Here is a 17,933-nt window from a genome sequence, read left to right as displayed (position 1 = left end):
ATGAGCGCTATCGATACCCTGCAACGTCTGGCCGACGTGATTGAAAGCCGCAAGCCCGCCAACGGTGGCGATCCCGAAAAAAGCTATGTTTCGCGCTTGCTGCACAAAGGACCTGACGCCTTTTTGAAGAAGATCGGCGAAGAAGCCACCGAAACTGTGATGGCTGCCAAAGATGTGGATCACGGCGGCGACCCTGCCAAGCTGGTGTACGAAGTGGCGGACCTGTGGTTTCACAGCATGATCGCGCTGGCGCACTACGGTTTGACGCCTGCCGATGTGGTCAATGAGTTGGCCCGTCGTGAAGGTCTGAGCGGCTTAGAAGAAAAAGCGTTGCGCAAAGCGCAGCACCGCGAGTTGACGGGTGACTAAACCCGACGGTTCAGACGCATCGACGATGCAAGAAGACGCCACACACACGGTCAGCCTCATCAGTTACGTGCTGCATTTGATTGTGGCGGTGAGTGCCATCATTCCCGGTGCGCAGGCGGGGCCTGTGTTGCTGGTGGTGGCTTTGATTCTGGACTTGGTCAAACGAGGCGATGCGGGCGACGGCTGGGAGGCTTCGCATTTCAGCTACCGCATTCACACGGTGATTTGGGCAGCTGTGCTGTATTTGGTCACATCTCCGCTGTGGTTCTTTTTCATCTTGCCCGGCTGGTTGGCTTGGGCCGTGATTTCTGTTTGGTTTCTGTACCGCATCGTGTTGGGCTGGGTTCGATTGAACAAGCAGCAACCGATGGATGTTTAATTTCTCATGACCTTTCTATGACCGCCGACTCAAATTGTATTTTTTGCAAAATCATCGCAGGCCACATTCCGTCACGCAAAGTCTATGAAGATGACGAAATATTCGCATTTCACGACATCAATCCTTGGGCGCCTGTGCACTTTTTGATCATTCCTAAACTGCATATTCCCTCGATGGCGCACGCCACATCGGAGCACGAAGGCTTGTTGGGCCGCATGATGTTGCTGGCGCCTAAGCTGGCGTTGCAAGAGGGCGCAAGACCTTACCCAGAAGGGGGCTTTCGCCTTGTGACGAACACAGGCGCCGAAGGGGGCCAAGAAGTCCACCATATGCACTGGCATGTCATGGGTGGTCCACGACCTTGGCTGCGCGGCTGATTAGAATTCACACCATCACTTAGGAGTTACACATGGGTTCGTTTTCAATTTGGCACTGGCTGATCGTGTTGGTCATCGTCATCATGGTGTTCGGCACGAAGAAGCTGCGCAATCTCGGCGGCGATTTGGGCGGCGCTGTGAAAGGCTTCAAAGACGGCATGAAAGACGGCAGCGCGCCTGCCGAAGACAAGCCAGCAGCCCCTGCTGCCGCTGTGTCGGCTGACAAAACCACCATTGACGTTGAAGTCAAGAACAAGTCTTAATTGCTGTTGATCGTTCGCTTTGTTTGATCTTGATTTTTCTAAAATTGCGTTGGTGAGTGCGGTAGCGCTGGTGGTCATTGGGCCAGAGCGTTTGCCCGGCGTCGCCCGTACCGTTGGCACGATGCTTGGCAAAGCCAAGCGGTATGTGGCTGATGTGAAGGCCGAGGTCAATCGCTCGATGGAGCTCGATGAGCTCAAGAAGATGAAAGAGACGATGGAGTCCGCTGCGCGCGATGTGGAGCAATCGGTCCACACCGCTACTAGCGACTTTGAAAAAGACTGGGCCGAAACCACGGCCGGTTTGTCGTCTGAGCCTTACGAGCCTTTGGCCCCCCCGCCCCCTTCGTATGAAAACCCAGGCAAAAAATGGCGTCTCAAGCGCGGTTCAACGCCGCATTGGTACAAAGCCCGTCAAGGTGTGCGCACCAAGGCGCAATCTGGTGCCGCCCGCGTGGCGCGTTTCCGCCCTGTGAAGCGTTCTGAACATGTCTGACACCACCCCCAAAGACGAATTGGCTGGCACCGAGCAGCCCTTTGTGCAGCACTTGATTGAGTTGCGTGACCGCTTGGTCAAAGCCACGATTGCGGTGATGGTGGCTTGCGCGGCGCTGGCCATTTATCCGGGTCCTGCAGAGTTATATGACTTACTGGCGGCGCCCTTGGTGGCACAGCTCCCAACAGGCGCGACGTTGATTGCGACATCGGTGATTTCGCCATTCTTGGTGCCCCTCAAGATCATGCTGATGACGGCCTTTTTGCTGGCGCTGCCTGTGGTGTTGTACCAAGTCTGGGCGTTCATTGCGCCTGGGCTGTATGCCCATGAAAAGAAATTGGTCATGCCTTTGGTGGTGTCCAGTACGCTGTTGTTTTTGGTGGGTGTGGCGTTTTGTTACTTCTTTGTGTTCGGACAGGTGTTCAAGTTCATCCAGAGCTTTGCACCCAAAAGCATCACGGCTGCACCTGACATTGAAGCGTATTTGAGTTTTGTCATCAGCATGTTCATTGCCTTTGGCATGGCGTTTGAAGTGCCGATCGTGGTGGTGGTCTTAGCACGCATGAACATTGTGACCATCGAAAAGCTCAAAGAGTTCCGCTCTTATTTCATCGTGCTGGCCTTCATCATTGCGGCCATCGTGACGCCGCCCGATGTGGTGTCGCAACTGGCGCTGGCCATTCCCATGTGCATCTTGTACGAGGTGGGTATTTGGGCGGCGCGTTTGTTCATCAAGCATACGCAAGCACCAGACGAAACTTCGGGCTCGTCGTAACTCAAAACAGCCCGTTATGAAGCGCCACTGGTTGTTGTTCTCACAAGTCGTGACCGTATTGGTAGCCATTTGGTTTGTGGTGGCGACCTTGAAGCCCGATTGGTTGAACCGCGGCCACTTGGTAGCCGGTGTGACACTGCTCGAAGCTGCACCGGGTATTCCGGGAGCGGTGATGCCGGGGAGTTTGAGCCCGGCTGCCAAGCGGGCTTCTCCCGCGGTGGTCAGCATTGCGACGACGCAGGCTAAGTCGGCCAACCCGCAAGCCAATGACCCTTGGTTTCGCTATTTTTATGGTGATCGTGAAGACGACAGTTCGCAGCAAGGCTTGGGCAGTGGTGTGATCGTGAGCCCAGAGGGCTACATCTTGACCAACAACCATGTGGTGGAGGGGGCGCAAGAGATTGAAGTGACCTTGAGCGATAGCCGCCGTGCGATTGCCAAGGTGATAGGCACAGACCCAGATACCGACTTAGCGGTTTTACGAATTACCTTAGACCGTTTGCCTGTGATTGCTTTGGGTAATTCCGACACGCTGCAAGTAGGCGACAAGGTCTTGGCCATTGGCAACCCGTTTGGCGTTGGGCAAACGGTGACCGGTGGCATCGTGTCTGCGCTGGGGCGCAACCAGTTGGGCATCAACACGTTTGAAAACTTCATTCAAACCGATGCCGCCATTAACCCAGGTAATTCGGGTGGCGCGTTGGTGGATGTGAATGGCAGTTTGTTGGGCATCAACACCGCCATTTACTCCCGATCGGGCGGCAACATGGGCATTGGTTTTGCCATTCCTGTGTCGACGGTGCGCCAAGTTTTGGAAGGCATCGTGCGCGATGGTCAAGTCACCCGCGGTTGGGTGGGGGTCGAGCCTACGGAATTGACCCCCGAACTCGCGGACACCTTTGGTTTGAAGCAGACCGAGGGTGTGGTCATCATTGGCGTGCTGCAAAACGCGCCCGCTGCCAAAGCAGGTCTAAAGCCTGGTGATGCGTTGCTCAGTGTGGCCGGCCAAGAGGTGCGCAACGTTGGTGCTTTGTTGACCGCGATTGCCGCGCTCAAGCCGGGTGAGCCTGTCAAACTGGGGGTGAAGCGACGCAGCCAGTTGCTGACCCTAGAGGTCACCCCATCGCAACGCCCAAAAACCAAACCGCCTGCCCCATGAATGCCACACGCGTCACGCGTCAAGAATTATTAAGCGCTTGCAACGCGTTGTTGTTGCCTGAGCGCTTCAAAGACTACGGTCCCAATGGCTTGCAAGTCGAGGGGCGTGCTGAGATTGGGCATGTGGTGTCGGGTGTGACAGCCAGCTTGGCTTTCATCGAAGCAGCCATTGCTGCGGACGCAGATGCGATCTTTGTGCATCACGGTTTGTTCTGGCGTGGCCAGGATGGGCGCGTGACGGGGTGGATGAAGCAACGCTTGAAGTTGTTACTCGCCCACGACATCAATGTGCTGGCCTACCATTTACCGCTGGATGCGCATCTAACTTGGGGCAACAACGCGCAACTGGGGCTGCGTCTTGGGTTGGCTGGCTCGCCTGCGTTTGGCGAACAAAATTTGGGTTGGTTGGCGGAGTGTGCGCCAGACCAAGTGTTTGAGAGCGCAGAGGCATTGGCGCTGAAAGTCAATCTGGCGTTGGCGCGATCGCCAGTGCTGGTGGCAGGCGATGGTCGAGCGATTCGGCGTGTTGCTTGGTGCACAGGTGGGGCGCAAGGCTATTTCGAGGCGGCCATTGCCGCAGGTGCCGACGCGTTCATCACGGGTGAAATTTCAGAGCCTCAGGCGCACATTGCCCGCGAGACGGGGGTTGCCTTTTTGGCCTGCGGTCACCATGCCACGGAGCGCTACGGTGCACCCGCTGTGGCCGCGCAAGTGGCCCAGCAGCTGGGGCTGACGCATGCGTTCATCGACATTGATAACCCCGCATGAGCATGTCTGACGCTTTCAAACCCATCGCGCTGACTATGGGCGATGTGGCGGGCATTGGCCCTGAAATCATTGCCAAATCTTTTCGCGAAGCTGCAGCGCAAACGAGGGGTTGTTTGGTGGTGGGCCAAGTGCTTGCGATGCAACGCGCCATTCAGGTGTTGCACGATGCGCACCCAGGTCATCCGCGGTTGACTTTGCTGCCGGTGTCGCAAATACAAGATTTGCCCAGTGATTTGCCAGCTTTTACGGTGCCTGTTTTGCAAGTGCCTTTCGATAGTTCTGCAGCACATTTGCCCGCATGGGGCCATGTCAGTGGTGTCGCAGGTCAATGGGCAGCAGACGCGGTGACTTGGGCTGCCCATGCAGCTTTGCGCAATGAGGTGTCGGCCGTCGTTACAGCGCCGTTGCACAAAGAGGCTTTGGCCGCTGCGGGTGTGCCCTATCCGGGGCATACCGAACTTCTGCAAGCGTGTGCAGCGATGCACGCGGGGGTGGCGGTGTCGGACATGCCGGTGCGCATGATGCTGGCCAATGACGAGCTGCGCACCGTGTTGGTCAGCATCCATGTGTCTTTGCGGGATGCTATTGAGGCGGTGACGATCGAGAATGTGTTGCAGACCTTACGCATCACACACCAAGCTCAGTTACGTGCCACGGGTCAAGCGCCGCACATGGGCGTGGCGGGTTTGAATCCGCATGCAGGTGAGGGTGGGTTGTTGGGGCGCGAAGAGCTCGACATCATCATTCCGGCCTTGCAACAAGCGCGTGCCGAGGGCTTGTGGGTGAGCGGACCGTTTGCGCCTGATACGGTTTTCATGCGGGCCAGAAATACGGCAGACAAGCGGGGCGAATTCGATGTGGTGATTGCGATGTACCACGACCAAGGCCTGATCCCGGTGAAGTACTTGGGCGTTGACGAGGGTGTGAATGTGACCTTGGGTTTACCCTTGGTGCGAACCAGTCCAGACCACGGTACGGCTTTTGACTTGGCTGGCACGGGCAAGGCCAGCCCCGCCAGTTTCTTGGCCGCGCTGGCCATGGCGCGCAAGCTGGCGGTTTGATATTTATTTTTTGAGGCTGTCGCGGATGTCGCGCAGCAACAAAACTTCTTCACTTGTCACCGGGGCTGGTGCGGGCGCTGCTTCAGCTTCGCCTTTGATGCGATTGACTTGCTTGATCATCAAGAAAATGATGAAGGCCAAGATCAAGAAGTTCACGCCAACCGTGATGAAGTTGCCATAAGCAAATACGGGCACGCCTGCCTTTTTCATGGCCTCCAGTGTGGTGGCTGTTCCTTCTGGCACAGCGGCCAAGGCGATGAAAAAGTTGGAGAAATCAATCTTTCCGATCACCGCAGAGATCAGCGGCATGATCAGGTCGTTGACCGCCGATTCAACAATTTTTCCGAAGGCCGCGCCGATGATCACACCTACAGCCAAGTCCATCACATTGCCTTTGACAGCAAATTCTTTGAATTCACGCAACATATCGTCAACCTTTTGTTAAATATAAAGTATCTAAAATTTTAACAACGAATAGTGGAAATCAGGGTTGAATAATCTGAAAGCATTGGGCAAGAAACGGTCAGCTACAATGTGTGGCTAACCCAACCAGTGACAATTGCTTGAGGAATTCCATGAGTGACACCCCAGTAGACACCAGCAAACGCACGTGGCTTATTGCCTCGACATGCGCAGGTGCAATGGGCGGCGCAGCAGTTGCTGTCCCGTTCGTAAGTACGTTTCAACCCTCAGAGCGAGCCAAAGCGGCTGGCGCTGCCGTCGAGGTTGACATTTCGGCCATGAAGCCCGGTGAAAAGATCACAGTCGAATGGCGCGGTAAGCCTGTTTGGGTGGTCAAACGCACCCCTGAGCAGCTCGAGTCGTTGAACAAAACTGAATCTCAGCTGGCAGACCCCAAGTCTGAGCGCAAAGCGGACGAGTTGACGCCCGTTTATGCGCGCAATCAAGCGCGTTCGATCAAGCCTGAAGTCTTTGTGACCGTGGGCATTTGTACGCATTTGGGTTGCTCCCCGTCAGACAAGTTCCAAACCGGCGCACAGCCTTCGCTGCCCGACGACTGGAATGGTGGGTTTTTGTGCCCTTGCCACGGCTCCACTTTCGACATCGCAGGCCGCGTGTTCAAGAACAAGCCAGCGCCAGATAACCTCGAAATTCCGCCTCACATGTACCTCTCCGACACGAAGTTGTTGATCGGTGAAGACAAGAAAGCCTGATAGGACACACCATGGCTGAATTCAAAGAAATTTCTGCAGACGCCAGTGCTGGCGCCAAACTGTTGAACTGGGTCGATAACCGTTTCCCAGCTTCCAAAATGTACAAAGAGCATCTCTCTGAGTACTACGCACCCAAGAACTTCAACTTCTTCTACTTTTTTGGCTCGTTGGCGCTCCTGGTGCTTGTGATCCAAATCGTGACCGGTATTTTCTTGGTCATGCACTACAAGCCGGATGCCGCTTTGGCGTTTGGTTCAGTGGAATACATCATGCGTGATGTGCCATGGGGTTGGCTGATTCGCTACATGCACTCCACAGGCGCTTCTGCGTTTTTTGTGGTGGTTTACATGCACATGTACCGAGGCTTGATTTACGGTTCCTACCGCAAGCCGCGTGAATTGGTGTGGGTGTTCGGCTGTGCGATTTTCTTGTGCTTGATGGCCGAAGCGTTCATGGGTTACTTGCTGCCCTGGGGCCAAATGTCTTATTGGGGCGCTCAAGTGATTGTGAACTTGTTCGCAGCCGTGCCATTCGTTGGTCCCGACTTGGCGTTGCTGATTCGTGGTGACTACGTGGTGGGCGACGCTACCCTGAACCGTTTCTTCAGCTTCCACGTGATTGCTGTGCCATTGGTCCTGTTGGGCTTGGTGGTCGCACACATCATTGCGTTGCACGAAGTCGGTTCAAACAACCCAGACGGCGTGGAAATCAAAGGCCCTAACGCACCGAAAGACGCGAATGGTCATCCTTTGGACGGTATTCCTTTCCACCCCTACTACACCGTGCACGACATCTTGGGCGTGAGCGGTTTCTTGTTAGTGTTCACCGCGATCATTTTCTTCGCGCCTGAATTCGGTGGTTACTTCCTCGAATACAACAACTTCATCCCAGCTGATCCATTGAAGACACCGTTGCACATTGCACCGGTCTGGTATTTCACGCCCTTCTATTCGATGTTGCGTGCGATCACCAGTGAGATGATGTATGCCTTGATCGCTTGCGTTTTGGCCGGTGCTTACTTGGGTGCTACTCGCGCTAAGCTATCTCCGATGTTCAAAGCGGGCATTGTTGCTGGTGCCGTGGCTGTAACCGCGATGATGCTCTCCATTGATGCGAAATTCTGGGGTGTGGTTGTCATGGGTGGCGCTGTCGTCATCTTGTTCTTCTTGCCTTGGTTGGACAACTGCGCGGTCAAATCGATCCGCTATCGTCCTGATTGGCACAAGTACATGTACGGCGTGTTCGTCATCAACTTTGTGGTGTTGGCTTACTTGGGTGTTCAACCCCCATCAGCCATCGGCGAGCGTGTGTCGCAAGTGGGTACCTTGTTCTACTTTGGCTTCTTCTTGTTGATGCCTTGGTGGAGCCGTTTGGGTCAAACCAAACCCGTGCCTGACCGCGTGACATTCGCTGCCCACTGAGATTCACGGAGAACATAAAACCATGAAAAAAATTATTCTCAGCTTGGCATTGGCCCTCGGTGTGGTCGCCGGTGCACAAGCATCTGGCGGCGATAGCATTGCTTGGGACAAAGCGCCCAATAAAACCAACGATCTGGCAGCCTTGCAAAATGGTGCCAAGCTCTTTGTGAACCACTGCTTGAACTGTCACTCCGCCGCATTCATGCGTTTCAACCGTTTGAAAGACATCGGTTTGACAGAGCAGCAAATCAAAGACAACTTGTTGTTCACGACTGAAAAAGTTGGCGAAACCATGAAAGCCAACATTGATCCAAAGCAAGCCAAAGATTGGTTTGGTGGTAATCCACCTGACCTGACCGTGATTGCGCGTTCACGCGCTGGCCATGGTGGCACAGGTGCAGATTACCTCTACACCTACATGCGCACGTTCTACCGCGATGAAACCAAAGCGACTGGCTGGAACAACTTGGCTTTCCCTAACGTGGGCATGCCCCATGTGTTGTGGGAGATGCAAGGTGTGCGTCGCCCAATTTACGACACGGCTCTAGAGCATGGTCATGAAGTGCAAGTTTTCAAGGGATGGGAACAAGTATCGCCAGGTACGATGACACCACTTCAGTATGACCAAGCCATTGGCGATCTGGTGGGTTATTTGCAATGGATGGCTGAGCCAGCCCAAAATACCCGTGTTCGTATTGGTGTTTGGGTGTTGATGTTCTTGTTGTGTTTCACGTTCATTGCTTGGCGTTTGAATGCTTCCTTCTGGAAAGACATCAAGTAATTCAAGCCAATGCGACAGTGGGCCGTGATTGCCCGTTGTCACCTCACGGAGTGACAGGTTAGCCTGTCACTCTTTTTGATTTTTAGGAGCCGCCCATCATGATGGTGCTTTATTCGGGAACCACGTGTCCCTATTCTCATCGTTGCCGTTTTGTCCTGTTTGAAAAAGGCATGGACTTTGAGATTCGCGATGTTGATCTTTACAACAAACCCGAAGACATCAATGTGATGAATCCCTACGGTCAGGTGCCTATCCTGGTCGAACGGGATCTGATCTTGTATGAGTCGAACATCATCAATGAGTACATCGATGAGCGCTTCCCACATCCTCAACTCATGCCCGGCGATCCTGTGGACCGTGCCCGCGTGCGTTTGTTCTTGCTGAACTTCGAAAAAGAGTTGTTCACCAATGTGACCTTGTTGGAAGCACGCGGTGCCAAGCCCAACGACAAAACCCTCGAAAAAGCGCGTGCTCACATCCGTGATCGTTTGACTCAGTTGGCACCTGTGTTCTTGAAAAACAAGTACATGTTGGGTGACAACTTCTCCATGCTCGATGTGGCCATCGCGCCTTTGTTGTGGCGCTTGGACCACTACGGCATTGACTTGTCGAAAAATGCTGCGCCATTGCTGAAGTATGCAGAACGCATTTTTTCGCGCCCTGCCTACATCGAGGCGTTGACGCCTTCTGAAAAGGTCATGCGCAAGTAATTCCTATGTTGAACGCACCTGACGCCACATCGACACGACCGTACCTCTTGCGTGCTCTGCACGAGTGGTGCACCGACAACGGCTACACCCCTTACGTGACAGTCTTGGTCGATGAGACGGTACAGGTGCCGATGGAATATGTGAAGAACGGTGAAATTGTGTTGAACGTGAGTTATGACGCTACAAGCGGCATGACGCTTGGCAATGAGTTCATTGAATTCAAAGCACGTTTTGCAGGCAAGCCACGCGAAATCATGGTGCCCATTCACCGCGTGCAAGCCATTTACGCCAGAGAAAACGGACAGGGCATGGCGTTTCCAACGTCAAATTTGCGCGCCACTGATGTCACTTCTAAGTTGCCAGTGGTCTCTGCCAGGCCCTCACTTACTTCCGTCGACTCCTCGCGTATTGGGGCGTCACAGCAAGAAGGGGGCGATGCGCCAATGCCACCCACAACGCCACCGCGACCCACACTGACACGTGTGAAATAAGCATTCGAAATCGGTTAGAATAATGTCCATGCCGCTTTAGCTCAGTTGGTAGAGCACCCGCCTTGTAAGCGGTAGGTCGTCAGTTCGATTCCGACAAGCGGCACCAAAATAAAAGCCTGTTGTACGCAAGTGCAACAGGCTTTTTCTTTTGGTTTTTTGTTTAAGCGTTTGATCTGACTTTGATGCGAATGTCATTCACGTTCCACCCCTTGGTTCTGAGGTGAGCGCACAGTGCCGGCACGGTTTGACGCAGTTTGGCGGCGACAGCGCTGTTAGGCACCAACAAGCACCAAGCGTCGCCGTCCACCCCGCCCGATTGAACAAGTGCACGCAACGAAGCGGGCAGCAAGGGTGAAATGGCGCGAAGCCTTGCTTGTGTGTCTTGGGTCATCGCAGTCAGTTGCGATAGGCCTGGTGCGTTGCTCAGCACCTGATCTAAAGTACGGGATCTGCCGCGAATCAGTACCTTGGCTTTGGGCGCGCTGTTGTAGCCCAAAGCGCGGTAGGCCGCCAGCGTGTCAGGATGCGGAGTAGAACGAGTAGCCATAAGCAATTATGGATGCGCGTGACGGTTAAAATCTGCAACTTCTACAAAGCCTCTTAAAAGGATTTTGCGTCGCCCTTGCTCAGTACAGAGGGGTCTGTCGCAGTGCTCGCATGCCTCTTAATTTTCTGACTCAAATTTTTGGCAGCCGCAATGAGCGCCTGTTGAAGCAATTTCGCAAAACGGTCTCGCAAATCAATGCATTAGAGCCTTCGTTAGAGAAGCTCAGTGAAGAAGCTTTGCGCGCTAAAACAGACGAATTTAGAAAGCGTGTGCAACAAGGCGAAACGCTGGATGCGCTGCTGCCCGAGGCTTATGCCGTGGTCCGCGAAGCTTCTAAACGCGTGATGAAAATGCGCCACTTCGATGTGCAGATGGTGGGTGGTATAGCCCTTCATCAAGGCAAGGTGGCAGAGATGCGCACGGGTGAGGGCAAAACACTCACGGCAACACTGCCTGTCTACTTGAATGCCTTGGGCGATCAAGGTGTGCATGTGGTGACGGTGAACGATTACTTGGCCAGTCGCGATGCCAAGTGGATGGCACGGCTCTACAACTATTTAGGGTTGTCCGTGGGCATTAACTTGCCTCAAATGCCACGCGAAGAAAAGCAAGCAGCGTACCGTGCTGACATCACCTACGGCACCAACAACGAATATGGCTTTGACTATTTGCGCGACAACATGGTCTATGAGCCGCAAGACCGTGTGCAACGCAAACTGAACTTTGCCATCGTCGATGAGGTGGATTCCATCCTGATTGATGAAGCGCGCACGCCTTTGATCATCAGTGGCCAAGCCGAAGATCACACCGAGCTGTACATCGCCATCAACAAAGTGGTGCCGTTCTTAACCCGTCAAGTGGGTGAAGAAGACATTCGAACCGGCGAGGGCATCATCACGCCCGGTGACTTCACGGTGGACGAAAAATCTCACCAAGTTTTCATGACAGAACAAGGGCATGAAAACGCTGAACGCATTTTGGTCGCGCATGGTTTGTTGGCGGAAGGGGCGTCGTTGTACGACCCAGCCAACATCAGCTTGATGCACCACTTGTATGCCTCGTTGCGCGCCAACCATCTATACCACCGAGATCAACACTACGTGTGCCAAGACGGTGAGATCACCATCGTTGATGAATTCACTGGCCGCTTGATGTCAGGTCGCCGTTGGAGCGATGGCTTGCACCAAGCCGTGGAGGCCAAAGAGGGCGTTCAGATTCAAGCTGAAAACCAAACACTGGCTTCCATCACGTTCCAGAACTATTTCCGTCTCTATCAAAAGTTGGGCGGTATGACCGGTACGGCCGATACCGAGGCCTACGAGTTTCAGGAAATTTACGGTCTTGAAACCGTGGTGATTCCACCCAACCGAATCAGTCGTCGCGATGACCAGTTGGACCGTGTGTATAAAACCACGGCTGAAAAATACAAAGCCGCCATTGATGACATTCGTGAGTGTTATGGACGCGGTCAGCCCGTATTGGTGGGCACCACCTCGATTGAAAATTCTGAGCTGATTGCCGACATGCTCGAAAAAGCCAAGTTGCCGCATCAAGTCTTGAATGCCAAGCAACACGCCCGCGAAGCGGACATCGTGGCCCAAGCCGGTCGTGCCAAGATGATCACTATTGCCACCAATATGGCGGGCCGTGGGACCGACATTGTGTTGGGTGGTAACGTCGAAAAAGCCATTGCGGAAGTTGAAGCCAATGAGGCATTGGACGCTGCAGCCAAACAGCAACAGATCGATGCCTTGCGCGTGCAGTGGACCAAAGACCACGAGGCGGTGAAGTCTTTGGGCGGTCTGCGCATCATCGCGACAGAGCGTCATGAGTCGCGTCGAATCGATAACCAGTTGCGTGGCCGTTCCGGTCGTCAGGGTGATCCCGGGTCATCACGTTTTTATTTGAGTCTCGATGATTCGTTGATGCGCATCTTTGCCGGTGACCGCGTCAAAGCCATCATGGACCGCTTGAAAATGCCAGAGGGCGAGGCCATTGAGGCGGGCATCGTCACACGCAGCATTGAGAGTGCGCAACGCAAAGTCGAGGCGCGTAACTTTGACGTGCGCAAACAATTGCTGGAATACGACGATGTGTCCAACGACCAACGTCGTGTGATTTATCAGCAACGCAATGACATTTTGGATGCCTCTGATTTGACGGCTCAAATCGCAGGTCTGCGTGAAGGCACCTTCAGCGAGTTGGTGCGTCAGTATGTGCCCGAAGAATCGGTGGAAGAGCAGTGGGACATCGTCGGCCTGCAGCGCGCCTTGCTGCAAGAGTGGTTGCTCGATTTACCGTTGCAAAGCACCATTGAGAAAGCATCGGCCATCACCGATGAGGAAATTCTCACGCAAGTGGTAGAGGCCGCCCATGCCGCCTTCCAAGCCAAGCTGGAGCGAATTGGTCTTGAGCAATTCACCCCCTTCATGCGTGTGGTGTTGTTGCAAAACATCGACAGCCATTGGCGCGAACACTTGGCCGCACTGGACTATTTGCGCCAAGGTATCCATCTGCGTGGCTATGCACAAAAGCAGCCCAAACAAGAATACAAGCGCGAAGCATTTGAGTTGTTTGGTCAGTTGTTAGACATGGTCAAGGTCGAAGTTACCCGCGTGTTGATGACGGTCAAGATTGAGTCGAACGAACAAATCGAGCAAGCGGCCACTGAACTGGAAAACCGTGCAGAAACACTGCACAACGTGACTTACACGGCACCCAACGAGTTGGGTGACGCTGAAGTGACGGTGGATGCGACCACGGTTGCCGCAGAGGTCCCGCCTGTTGGGCGTAACGAGCCTTGCCCTTGTGGCAGCGGCAAGAAATACAAGCATTGCCACGGCAAATTGGCCTGAACAAAGATGCCAGTCAACCTAATTCCCCCCCAAGTTGCCGATTTGCATGCCATTCCCGGCGTGCGCATTGGTGTGACGCAAGCCGGCATTCGCAAAGCTGACCGAAAAGATTTGACGGTTGTCTTGATCGATGAAGGCGCTTCGGTCAGCGGTGTGTTCACACAAAACCGTTTTTGTGCTGCGCCTGTGCAAATTTGTCGTGCGCATTTAGAGGCAGGCCAAGGCATCCGTGCCATGGTGGTCAACACCGGTAATGCCAATGCAGGCACCGGTGAAGACGGCTTAAAACGGGCCCGTGAAACTTGCGTTGCTTTGGCGAAAAGTTTGGCCATTGCACCCGAGCAAGTGCTGCCTTTTTCAACCGGCGTCATCATGGAGCCATTGCCGCACGACCGCATCATCGCGGGATTGCCAGCGGCCATTGCTGCGGCTGGAGAAACGTCAAGTGCTCAGCAGTGGGCCGATGCTGCTGAAGGCATCATGACGACAGACACGGTGCCCAAAGCGGCCAGCACGCAAGTGCAAATCGCGGGTGCAACAGTGAGCATCACCGGCATTAGCAAGGGCGCTGGCATGATTCGACCGAACATGGCCACCATGTTGGGCTATGTGGCGACCGACGCTTGCGTGGCACCTGGTTTGATGAAAGAACTCTCGCTGGCTTTGGCCGAGGGCTCCTTCAACCGCGTGACCGTGGATGGCGACACCTCGACCAACGATTCTTTTGTGGTCATCGCCACGCACAAAGCGGCGCACCCGACCATCACCAGCTTGAGCAGTGTCGACGGCCAAGCTTTGCTGCAAGCCATGTTCCAAGTGGCACGCCAACTGGCGCAAGCCATTGTTCGCGATGGCGAAGGCGCGACTAAATTCATCACCATTCACGTCGAGGGTGGTCGCGACAGTGCGGAGTGTCGTCAAGTGGCGTATGCCATCGCCCATTCACCCTTGGTGAAAACGGCCTTTTTTGCCAGCGACCCCAACTTGGGCCGCATCTTGGCGGCTGTCGGCTACGCCGGCATTGCGGATTTAGACCAAACGGGTATCGACTTGTATTTGGACGATGTTCATGTCGCCGTGCAGGGCGGTCGCCATCCGGATTACCGCGAAGAAGACGGCCAGCGTGTGATGAAGCAATCTGAAATCACGGTGCGTGTGGTCTTGGGTCGCGGAACAGCCAGCGACACCGTTTGGACCTGTGACCTCAGCCACGATTACGTGACCATCAACGCCGACTACAGAAGCTAATGACTGATTCCATGCAAAACCCTTTAGAGCGCTTGGTGCAGCGCGCCGAAGCGCTGATGGCGCGCATTGAGTCTGTGCTACCCCAACCCATGTCGGCACCCGACTGGGTAGCCAGCGTTGCGTTTCGTTACCGCAAGCGCACAAGCGGCCATGGCGGCTTGGAGCCGGTGCGCCATGTGGCGCAACTTAGCTTGGCAGACTTGCAAGAGATCGACGGACAAAAAGAAAAAATCCAGCGCAACACCGAGCAGTTCGTCAAAGGCTTGCCTGCCAACAACGTGCTGCTGACGGGCGCACGCGGCACCGGCAAATCGTCGTTGATCAAAGCCTGTTTGAATGAATACGCGCCACAAGGCTTGCGCTTGATCGAAGTCGACAAAGACGATCTGACTGACTTGCCCGACATCATCGACGTGGTGTCTTCGCGGCCTGAAAAGTTCATGATCTTCTGTGATGATTTGAGTTTTGAGGATGGTGAGCCTGGCTACAAAGCCCTCAAGTCCATCTTGGATGGCTCGATTGCCGCTGCCACGCCGAACGTGCTGATTTACGCCACCAGCAACCGCCGTCATCTGCTCCCTGAGTACATGAAGGAAAACCTCACCTACACCCACACCGACGATGGTGAAGTGCACCCGGGTGAAGGGGTGGAGGAAAAAATTTCTCTGTCCGAACGTTTTGGTTTGTGGGTTAGTTTTTACCCGTTCAGCCAGGACGAGTACCTCACCATCGCTGCGCAATGGATGTCATCGCTGGGCGTGACACGCGAGGCCATCGAGGCGGCCAAGCCTGAAGCGCTGATTTGGGCGTTGGAGCGGGGCTCTCGCAGCGGTCGTGTGGCTTTCCAGTTTGCACGCGATTACGCGGGCAAGCACGCGTCTTAAGCTGTGGCTGACACCGCCGTGCGTATGGTCGATGCCGACCAGCCTCGTTCCGCTGACCGAACTTTGGTGCAGGTGGCGGTGGGTGTTCTTGTGCGTGCAGATCATGCTTTTTTGCTCACCAGTCGCCCCGAAGGCAAAGCTTACGCTGGCTATTGGGAGTTTCCAGGTGGGAAACTCGAAGCCGGCGAAACGGTTGAGCAAGCCCTGCGCCGCGAGTTGCAAGAGGAAATCGGCATCACCATTCAAGATTGCCAGCCATGGAAGATCGAGCGCATTGACTATCCGCACGCGCTGGTGCAATTGAACTTTTGCAAAGTCACGCAATGGTCGGGTGTGTTGCACATGCGTGAAGCGCAGCAATTTGCGTGGCAGCAACTACCTGTCGAAATGACGCCTGTGTTGCCAGGGACTTTGCCGGTTTTGCAGTGGTTTGCGCAAGAACGTGGGTTTGAAGGCGCCACGCACGCGGTTTAAGCTGGGTAAGCTTTTGGGTAGAGACCTGTCCATTGTTGCAGCGGGTTACTGCAAGGGGGTGTTTTCAAAATCAGCGTCGTCTTGCGGCGTTTGATCGGGCAAGCGATGCTCTTCGTTGGCCCAAGCGCCTAAGTCGTTGTTGCGGCAGCGTTCACTGCAAAAGGGGCGAAACAAGTTGGCAGGCTCGTAACGGCTAGGGCCGCCACATTGCGGGCAAACAACGATGCGAACCTCAAAATCGCTCATGGTTTAGGCGCACAAAGCCATTTCAAATGCGACGTCGTCAGTGCTGGCTTGCAGGCGACCTTCACCGTCTTGGCGCATCATGCGCACCCAGATCATCAAACGGTTGCCGCTGATTTCTGGAATGAAACCCAAGGCGGGATCAATTGCCACACGCATCAGCTGAAACTTGCCCTGTGCCAGTGATTGTTGGTATTGACCGCCCATCGCCATGATTTTCTGAGCGGCGCCTGTGTCGCGCATCAAAGAAAGCAACAAATTGACCGAAGCTTGCATGGGTTGAAACGCTTGTGCCCAGCGCAAGATGTCACGTCGGCGCACGTCGGGGCTGAGTTGCTGCCAAGCGTGGTAGGCCGGTAAATCAAAACAACAGGTGCCGCCAGGAATCGTGACGCGGTTGCGCAAAGCCGCCAGCCATTCGTTGTCAGTGATGGTTTGACCGATTTTGCCGACCGCACCATTGAGCCCCTCAAAGCATTGCTCCAACTGTCCAAGCAAAATCTCTAAGGCGGATTCAGAGACAGACGGATTCCCGCGCCACGCATTGAACTGTTGCTTGTGGCGCTCGAGGTCTTTGAGTATGTCCGTCTTCAGGTCAGTCCTGCCGCCTGCATCCACCAACTCAAACAAGGTGGTGAGCGCAAAGTGGTTGTCAACGGCGTGATCGCGCGTGACGAGTTCTTCAAATCGCTGAAACAGGTGTTCCAGACGCAGGTAAGTGCGCACTCGTTCGTTGAAGGGATGTTCGTAAAGGATCACGCAGAAAAACGCAAAAATTGATAGAGATAGATTTTGCTAATGATCATAACCGCTGAGAGCTGTCAGCGCGTCAAACTTTGCATGACAAATCACGCATGATTTGGTGAACGTGTGCACGCAGGTCGTCTAGCGACAGCGCGTCGTTGAAGATGACCCAGTCGGCAGCTTGCACGCGTTGCGAGCGCGTGGCTTGGGCGTGGATGATGCCTTCAACTGCCCCCTGGCTCAACCCATTGCGCGCCATGACCCGCTTAATTTGTGTGTCAGTTTCGCAGTCAACCACCAACACGCCATCCAATTGCGCACGCCAACGCCCAGATTCGACCAACAAGGGCACGTCGAACACCAGCAGCTTATGGCCCGCAGTTGTCGCCGCTTGTGCTTGCGCCTTTGTGGCCAATGAAACCAGAGGGTGAATGATGGCTTCCAGGCGCTGCTTGGCGGAAGCATCTGAAAACACCAGCGTGCGCATGCGATCTCGGTCTAACGCGCCCTCTGTGGTGATGAAGTCGAGGCCAAAAGCTTGAGCAATGGCGCTCAGGGCTGAGCCACCCGGCGCGGTCACGCTGCGGGAGATGGCGTCTGCATCAATCAAGGCGGCGCCTGCGTCCACGAGCATTTGGCCGACGGTACTTTTGCCGCTGCCAATGCCGCCAGTGAGGCCTAAGCGAAAAGGTGTGGAGGAGGTTTGCATGGCGTAAA

23 protein-coding genes and 1 tRNA gene are annotated in these 17,933 nt (G+C 54.6%); 19 read left to right on the top strand and 5 right to left on the bottom strand.

Features of this window, described 5'->3' with window-relative positions; genetic code table 11:
* Genes B9Z42_RS02155 through pdxA form a run of 9 tightly spaced genes read left to right on the top strand, consistent with a single transcriptional unit; the run spans position 1 to position 5,643 of the window.
* Positions 1-369, top strand: a complete 369-nt coding sequence (locus B9Z42_RS02155) for a phosphoribosyl-ATP diphosphatase (RefSeq protein ID WP_100131677.1) — start codon at positions 1-3, stop codon at positions 367-369.
* A gap of 25 nt (positions 370-394) precedes the next feature.
* A complete protein-coding gene (locus B9Z42_RS02150) occupies positions 395-748 on the top strand; it encodes a hypothetical protein (protein WP_100131676.1) in 354 nt (117 codons plus the stop codon).
* A gap of 17 nt (positions 749-765) precedes the next feature.
* Positions 766-1,125 carry a histidine triad nucleotide-binding protein gene (locus B9Z42_RS02145; RefSeq protein ID WP_100131675.1) on the top strand — a complete coding sequence of 120 codons (360 nt, stop codon included), beginning with the start codon at positions 766-768 and terminating at the stop codon, positions 1,123-1,125.
* Positions 1,126-1,157: 32 nt separating this feature from the next.
* A complete protein-coding gene (gene tatA / locus B9Z42_RS02140; protein ID WP_100131674.1) occupies positions 1,158-1,388 on the top strand; it encodes a Sec-independent protein translocase subunit TatA in 231 nt (76 codons plus the stop codon).
* Between the two features lie 19 nt (positions 1,389-1,407).
* On the top strand, positions 1,408-1,881 hold the full coding sequence (tatB, locus tag B9Z42_RS02135; protein ID WP_100131673.1) for a Sec-independent protein translocase protein TatB: 474 nt from the start codon (positions 1,408-1,410) through the stop codon (positions 1,879-1,881).
* Complete coding sequence (gene tatC / locus B9Z42_RS02130) at positions 1,874-2,656, top strand: twin-arginine translocase subunit TatC (protein WP_100131672.1); 783 nt, start codon at positions 1,874-1,876, stop codon at positions 2,654-2,656. Before tatB ends, tatC begins: the two co-directional genes overlap by 8 nt.
* Before the next feature lie 16 nt (positions 2,657-2,672).
* Positions 2,673-3,815, top strand: coding sequence for a trypsin-like peptidase domain-containing protein (locus tag B9Z42_RS02125; RefSeq protein WP_100131671.1), 1,143 nt, complete (start codon positions 2,673-2,675; stop codon positions 3,813-3,815).
* Complete coding sequence (locus B9Z42_RS02120) at positions 3,812-4,582, top strand: Nif3-like dinuclear metal center hexameric protein (RefSeq protein WP_100131670.1); 771 nt, start codon at positions 3,812-3,814, stop codon at positions 4,580-4,582. Before B9Z42_RS02125 ends, B9Z42_RS02120 begins: the two co-directional genes overlap by 4 nt.
* The gene (gene pdxA / locus B9Z42_RS02115; RefSeq protein WP_100131669.1) at positions 4,579-5,643 is read left to right on the top strand and encodes a 4-hydroxythreonine-4-phosphate dehydrogenase PdxA; all 1,065 of its coding nucleotides are present in this window, start codon (positions 4,579-4,581) and stop codon (positions 5,641-5,643) included. Before B9Z42_RS02120 ends, pdxA begins: the two co-directional genes overlap by 4 nt.
* A gap of 3 nt (positions 5,644-5,646) precedes the next feature.
* On the opposite strand, the gene mscL is transcribed toward pdxA, so the two are convergent.
* On the bottom strand, positions 5,647-6,069 hold the full coding sequence (gene mscL, locus B9Z42_RS02110; RefSeq protein ID WP_100131668.1) for a large conductance mechanosensitive channel protein MscL: 423 nt from the start codon (positions 6,067-6,069) through the stop codon (positions 5,647-5,649).
* A gap of 149 nt (positions 6,070-6,218) precedes the next feature.
* On the opposite strand from mscL, the gene petA reads away from it, so the two are divergent.
* The 6 genes from petA (at position 6,219) to B9Z42_RS02080 (ending at position 10,327) form a co-directional block, all read left to right on the top strand.
* The gene (gene petA, locus B9Z42_RS02105) at positions 6,219-6,818 is read left to right on the top strand and encodes a ubiquinol-cytochrome c reductase iron-sulfur subunit (RefSeq protein WP_100131667.1); all 600 of its coding nucleotides are present in this window, start codon (positions 6,219-6,221) and stop codon (positions 6,816-6,818) included.
* Between the two features lie 11 nt (positions 6,819-6,829).
* On the top strand, positions 6,830-8,239 hold the full coding sequence (locus B9Z42_RS02100; RefSeq protein ID WP_100131666.1) for a cytochrome bc complex cytochrome b subunit: 1,410 nt from the start codon (positions 6,830-6,832) through the stop codon (positions 8,237-8,239).
* A 22-nt stretch (positions 8,240-8,261) separates the two neighbouring features.
* On the top strand, positions 8,262-9,020 hold the full coding sequence (locus tag B9Z42_RS02095; RefSeq protein ID WP_100131665.1) for a cytochrome c1: 759 nt from the start codon (positions 8,262-8,264) through the stop codon (positions 9,018-9,020).
* Between the two features lie 98 nt (positions 9,021-9,118).
* Positions 9,119-9,730 (top strand): glutathione S-transferase N-terminal domain-containing protein, encoded by a 612-nt coding sequence (locus B9Z42_RS02090; RefSeq protein WP_100131664.1) that lies wholly within the window; start codon positions 9,119-9,121, stop codon positions 9,728-9,730.
* Between the two features lie 8 nt (positions 9,731-9,738).
* Complete coding sequence (locus tag B9Z42_RS02085; RefSeq protein WP_369806825.1) at positions 9,739-10,221, top strand: ClpXP protease specificity-enhancing factor; 483 nt, start codon at positions 9,739-9,741, stop codon at positions 10,219-10,221.
* Between the two features lie 30 nt (positions 10,222-10,251).
* A tRNA-Thr gene (locus tag B9Z42_RS02080) sits at positions 10,252-10,327 on the top strand.
* 54 nt (positions 10,328-10,381) lie between these two features.
* On the opposite strand, the gene B9Z42_RS02075 is transcribed toward B9Z42_RS02080, so the two are convergent.
* Complete coding sequence (locus tag B9Z42_RS02075) at positions 10,382-10,768, bottom strand: hypothetical protein (protein WP_233203486.1); 387 nt, start codon at positions 10,766-10,768, stop codon at positions 10,382-10,384.
* Between the two features lie 110 nt (positions 10,769-10,878).
* On the opposite strand from B9Z42_RS02075, the gene secA reads away from it, so the two are divergent.
* Genes secA through B9Z42_RS02055 form a run of 4 tightly spaced genes read left to right on the top strand, consistent with a single transcriptional unit; the run spans position 10,879 to position 16,229 of the window.
* Positions 10,879-13,623: a preprotein translocase subunit SecA gene (secA, locus tag B9Z42_RS02070; protein WP_100131662.1), complete on the top strand. Its 2,745-nt coding sequence runs from the start codon at positions 10,879-10,881 to the stop codon at positions 13,621-13,623.
* 6 nt (positions 13,624-13,629) lie between these two features.
* Complete coding sequence (argJ, locus tag B9Z42_RS02065) at positions 13,630-14,871, top strand: bifunctional glutamate N-acetyltransferase/amino-acid acetyltransferase ArgJ (protein ID WP_100131661.1); 1,242 nt, start codon at positions 13,630-13,632, stop codon at positions 14,869-14,871.
* An 11-nt stretch (positions 14,872-14,882) separates the two neighbouring features.
* Positions 14,883-15,755, top strand: coding sequence for an ATP-binding protein (locus B9Z42_RS02060; protein ID WP_100131660.1), 873 nt, complete (start codon positions 14,883-14,885; stop codon positions 15,753-15,755).
* A 24-nt stretch (positions 15,756-15,779) separates the two neighbouring features.
* A complete protein-coding gene (locus B9Z42_RS02055) occupies positions 15,780-16,229 on the top strand; it encodes an NUDIX domain-containing protein (RefSeq protein ID WP_100131821.1) in 450 nt (149 codons plus the stop codon).
* Positions 16,230-16,274: 45 nt separating this feature from the next.
* Here B9Z42_RS02055 and B9Z42_RS02050 read toward each other — a convergent pair whose 3' ends face one another.
* From B9Z42_RS02050 to coaE, 3 genes are all read right to left on the bottom strand, one after another.
* On the bottom strand, positions 16,275-16,475 hold the full coding sequence (locus tag B9Z42_RS02050) for a DNA gyrase inhibitor YacG (RefSeq protein ID WP_100131659.1): 201 nt from the start codon (positions 16,473-16,475) through the stop codon (positions 16,275-16,277).
* Positions 16,476-16,478: 3 nt separating this feature from the next.
* Positions 16,479-17,231: a cell division protein ZapD gene (zapD, locus tag B9Z42_RS02045; protein WP_100131658.1), complete on the bottom strand. Its 753-nt coding sequence runs from the start codon at positions 17,229-17,231 to the stop codon at positions 16,479-16,481.
* Between the two features lie 70 nt (positions 17,232-17,301).
* On the bottom strand, positions 17,302-17,925 hold the full coding sequence (coaE, locus tag B9Z42_RS02040) for a dephospho-CoA kinase (RefSeq protein WP_100131657.1): 624 nt from the start codon (positions 17,923-17,925) through the stop codon (positions 17,302-17,304).
* Positions 17,926-17,933: the final 8 nt, after the last annotated feature.

Origin of the sequence: Limnohabitans sp. B9-3 (assembly GCF_002778325.1) — a bacterium.
Lineage (GTDB): Bacteria > Pseudomonadota > Gammaproteobacteria > Burkholderiales > Burkholderiaceae_C > Limnohabitans > Limnohabitans kasalickyi.
This window is presented reverse-complemented; position numbering and strand designations above follow the sequence as displayed.

Excerpts from the sequence above, each read along its gene's own strand:
- B9Z42_RS02155 (WP_100131677.1), top strand. The coding sequence starts at position 1 with ATGAGCGCTATCGATACCCTGCAACGTCTGGCCGACGTGATTGAAAGC.
- B9Z42_RS02150 (WP_100131676.1), top strand. The coding sequence starts at position 395 with ATGCAAGAAGACGCCACACACACGGTCAGCCTCATCAGTTACGTGCTG.
- B9Z42_RS02145 (WP_100131675.1), top strand. The coding sequence starts at position 766 with ATGACCGCCGACTCAAATTGTATTTTTTGCAAAATCATCGCAGGCCAC.
- tatA (WP_100131674.1), top strand. The coding sequence starts at position 1,158 with ATGGGTTCGTTTTCAATTTGGCACTGGCTGATCGTGTTGGTCATCGTC.
- tatC (WP_100131672.1), top strand. The coding sequence starts at position 1,874 with ATGTCTGACACCACCCCCAAAGACGAATTGGCTGGCACCGAGCAGCCC.
- B9Z42_RS02125 (WP_100131671.1), top strand. The coding sequence starts at position 2,673 with ATGAAGCGCCACTGGTTGTTGTTCTCACAAGTCGTGACCGTATTGGTA.
- B9Z42_RS02120 (WP_100131670.1), top strand. The coding sequence starts at position 3,812 with ATGAATGCCACACGCGTCACGCGTCAAGAATTATTAAGCGCTTGCAAC.
- pdxA (WP_100131669.1), top strand. The coding sequence starts at position 4,579 with ATGAGCATGTCTGACGCTTTCAAACCCATCGCGCTGACTATGGGCGAT.
- mscL (WP_100131668.1), bottom strand. The coding sequence starts at position 6,069 with ATGTTGCGTGAATTCAAAGAATTTGCTGTCAAAGGCAATGTGATGGAC.
- petA (WP_100131667.1), top strand. The coding sequence starts at position 6,219 with ATGAGTGACACCCCAGTAGACACCAGCAAACGCACGTGGCTTATTGCC.
- B9Z42_RS02100 (WP_100131666.1), top strand. The coding sequence starts at position 6,830 with ATGGCTGAATTCAAAGAAATTTCTGCAGACGCCAGTGCTGGCGCCAAA.
- B9Z42_RS02095 (WP_100131665.1), top strand. The coding sequence starts at position 8,262 with ATGAAAAAAATTATTCTCAGCTTGGCATTGGCCCTCGGTGTGGTCGCC.
- B9Z42_RS02090 (WP_100131664.1), top strand. The coding sequence starts at position 9,119 with ATGATGGTGCTTTATTCGGGAACCACGTGTCCCTATTCTCATCGTTGC.
- B9Z42_RS02075 (WP_233203486.1), bottom strand. The coding sequence starts at position 10,768 with ATGGCTACTCGTTCTACTCCGCATCCTGACACGCTGGCGGCCTACCGC.
- secA (WP_100131662.1), top strand. The coding sequence starts at position 10,879 with ATGCCTCTTAATTTTCTGACTCAAATTTTTGGCAGCCGCAATGAGCGC.
- argJ (WP_100131661.1), top strand. The coding sequence starts at position 13,630 with ATGCCAGTCAACCTAATTCCCCCCCAAGTTGCCGATTTGCATGCCATT.
- B9Z42_RS02060 (WP_100131660.1), top strand. The coding sequence starts at position 14,883 with ATGCAAAACCCTTTAGAGCGCTTGGTGCAGCGCGCCGAAGCGCTGATG.
- B9Z42_RS02055 (WP_100131821.1), top strand. The coding sequence starts at position 15,780 with ATGGTCGATGCCGACCAGCCTCGTTCCGCTGACCGAACTTTGGTGCAG.
- B9Z42_RS02050 (WP_100131659.1), bottom strand. The coding sequence starts at position 16,475 with ATGAGCGATTTTGAGGTTCGCATCGTTGTTTGCCCGCAATGTGGCGGC.
- coaE (WP_100131657.1), bottom strand. The coding sequence starts at position 17,925 with ATGCAAACCTCCTCCACACCTTTTCGCTTAGGCCTCACTGGCGGCATT.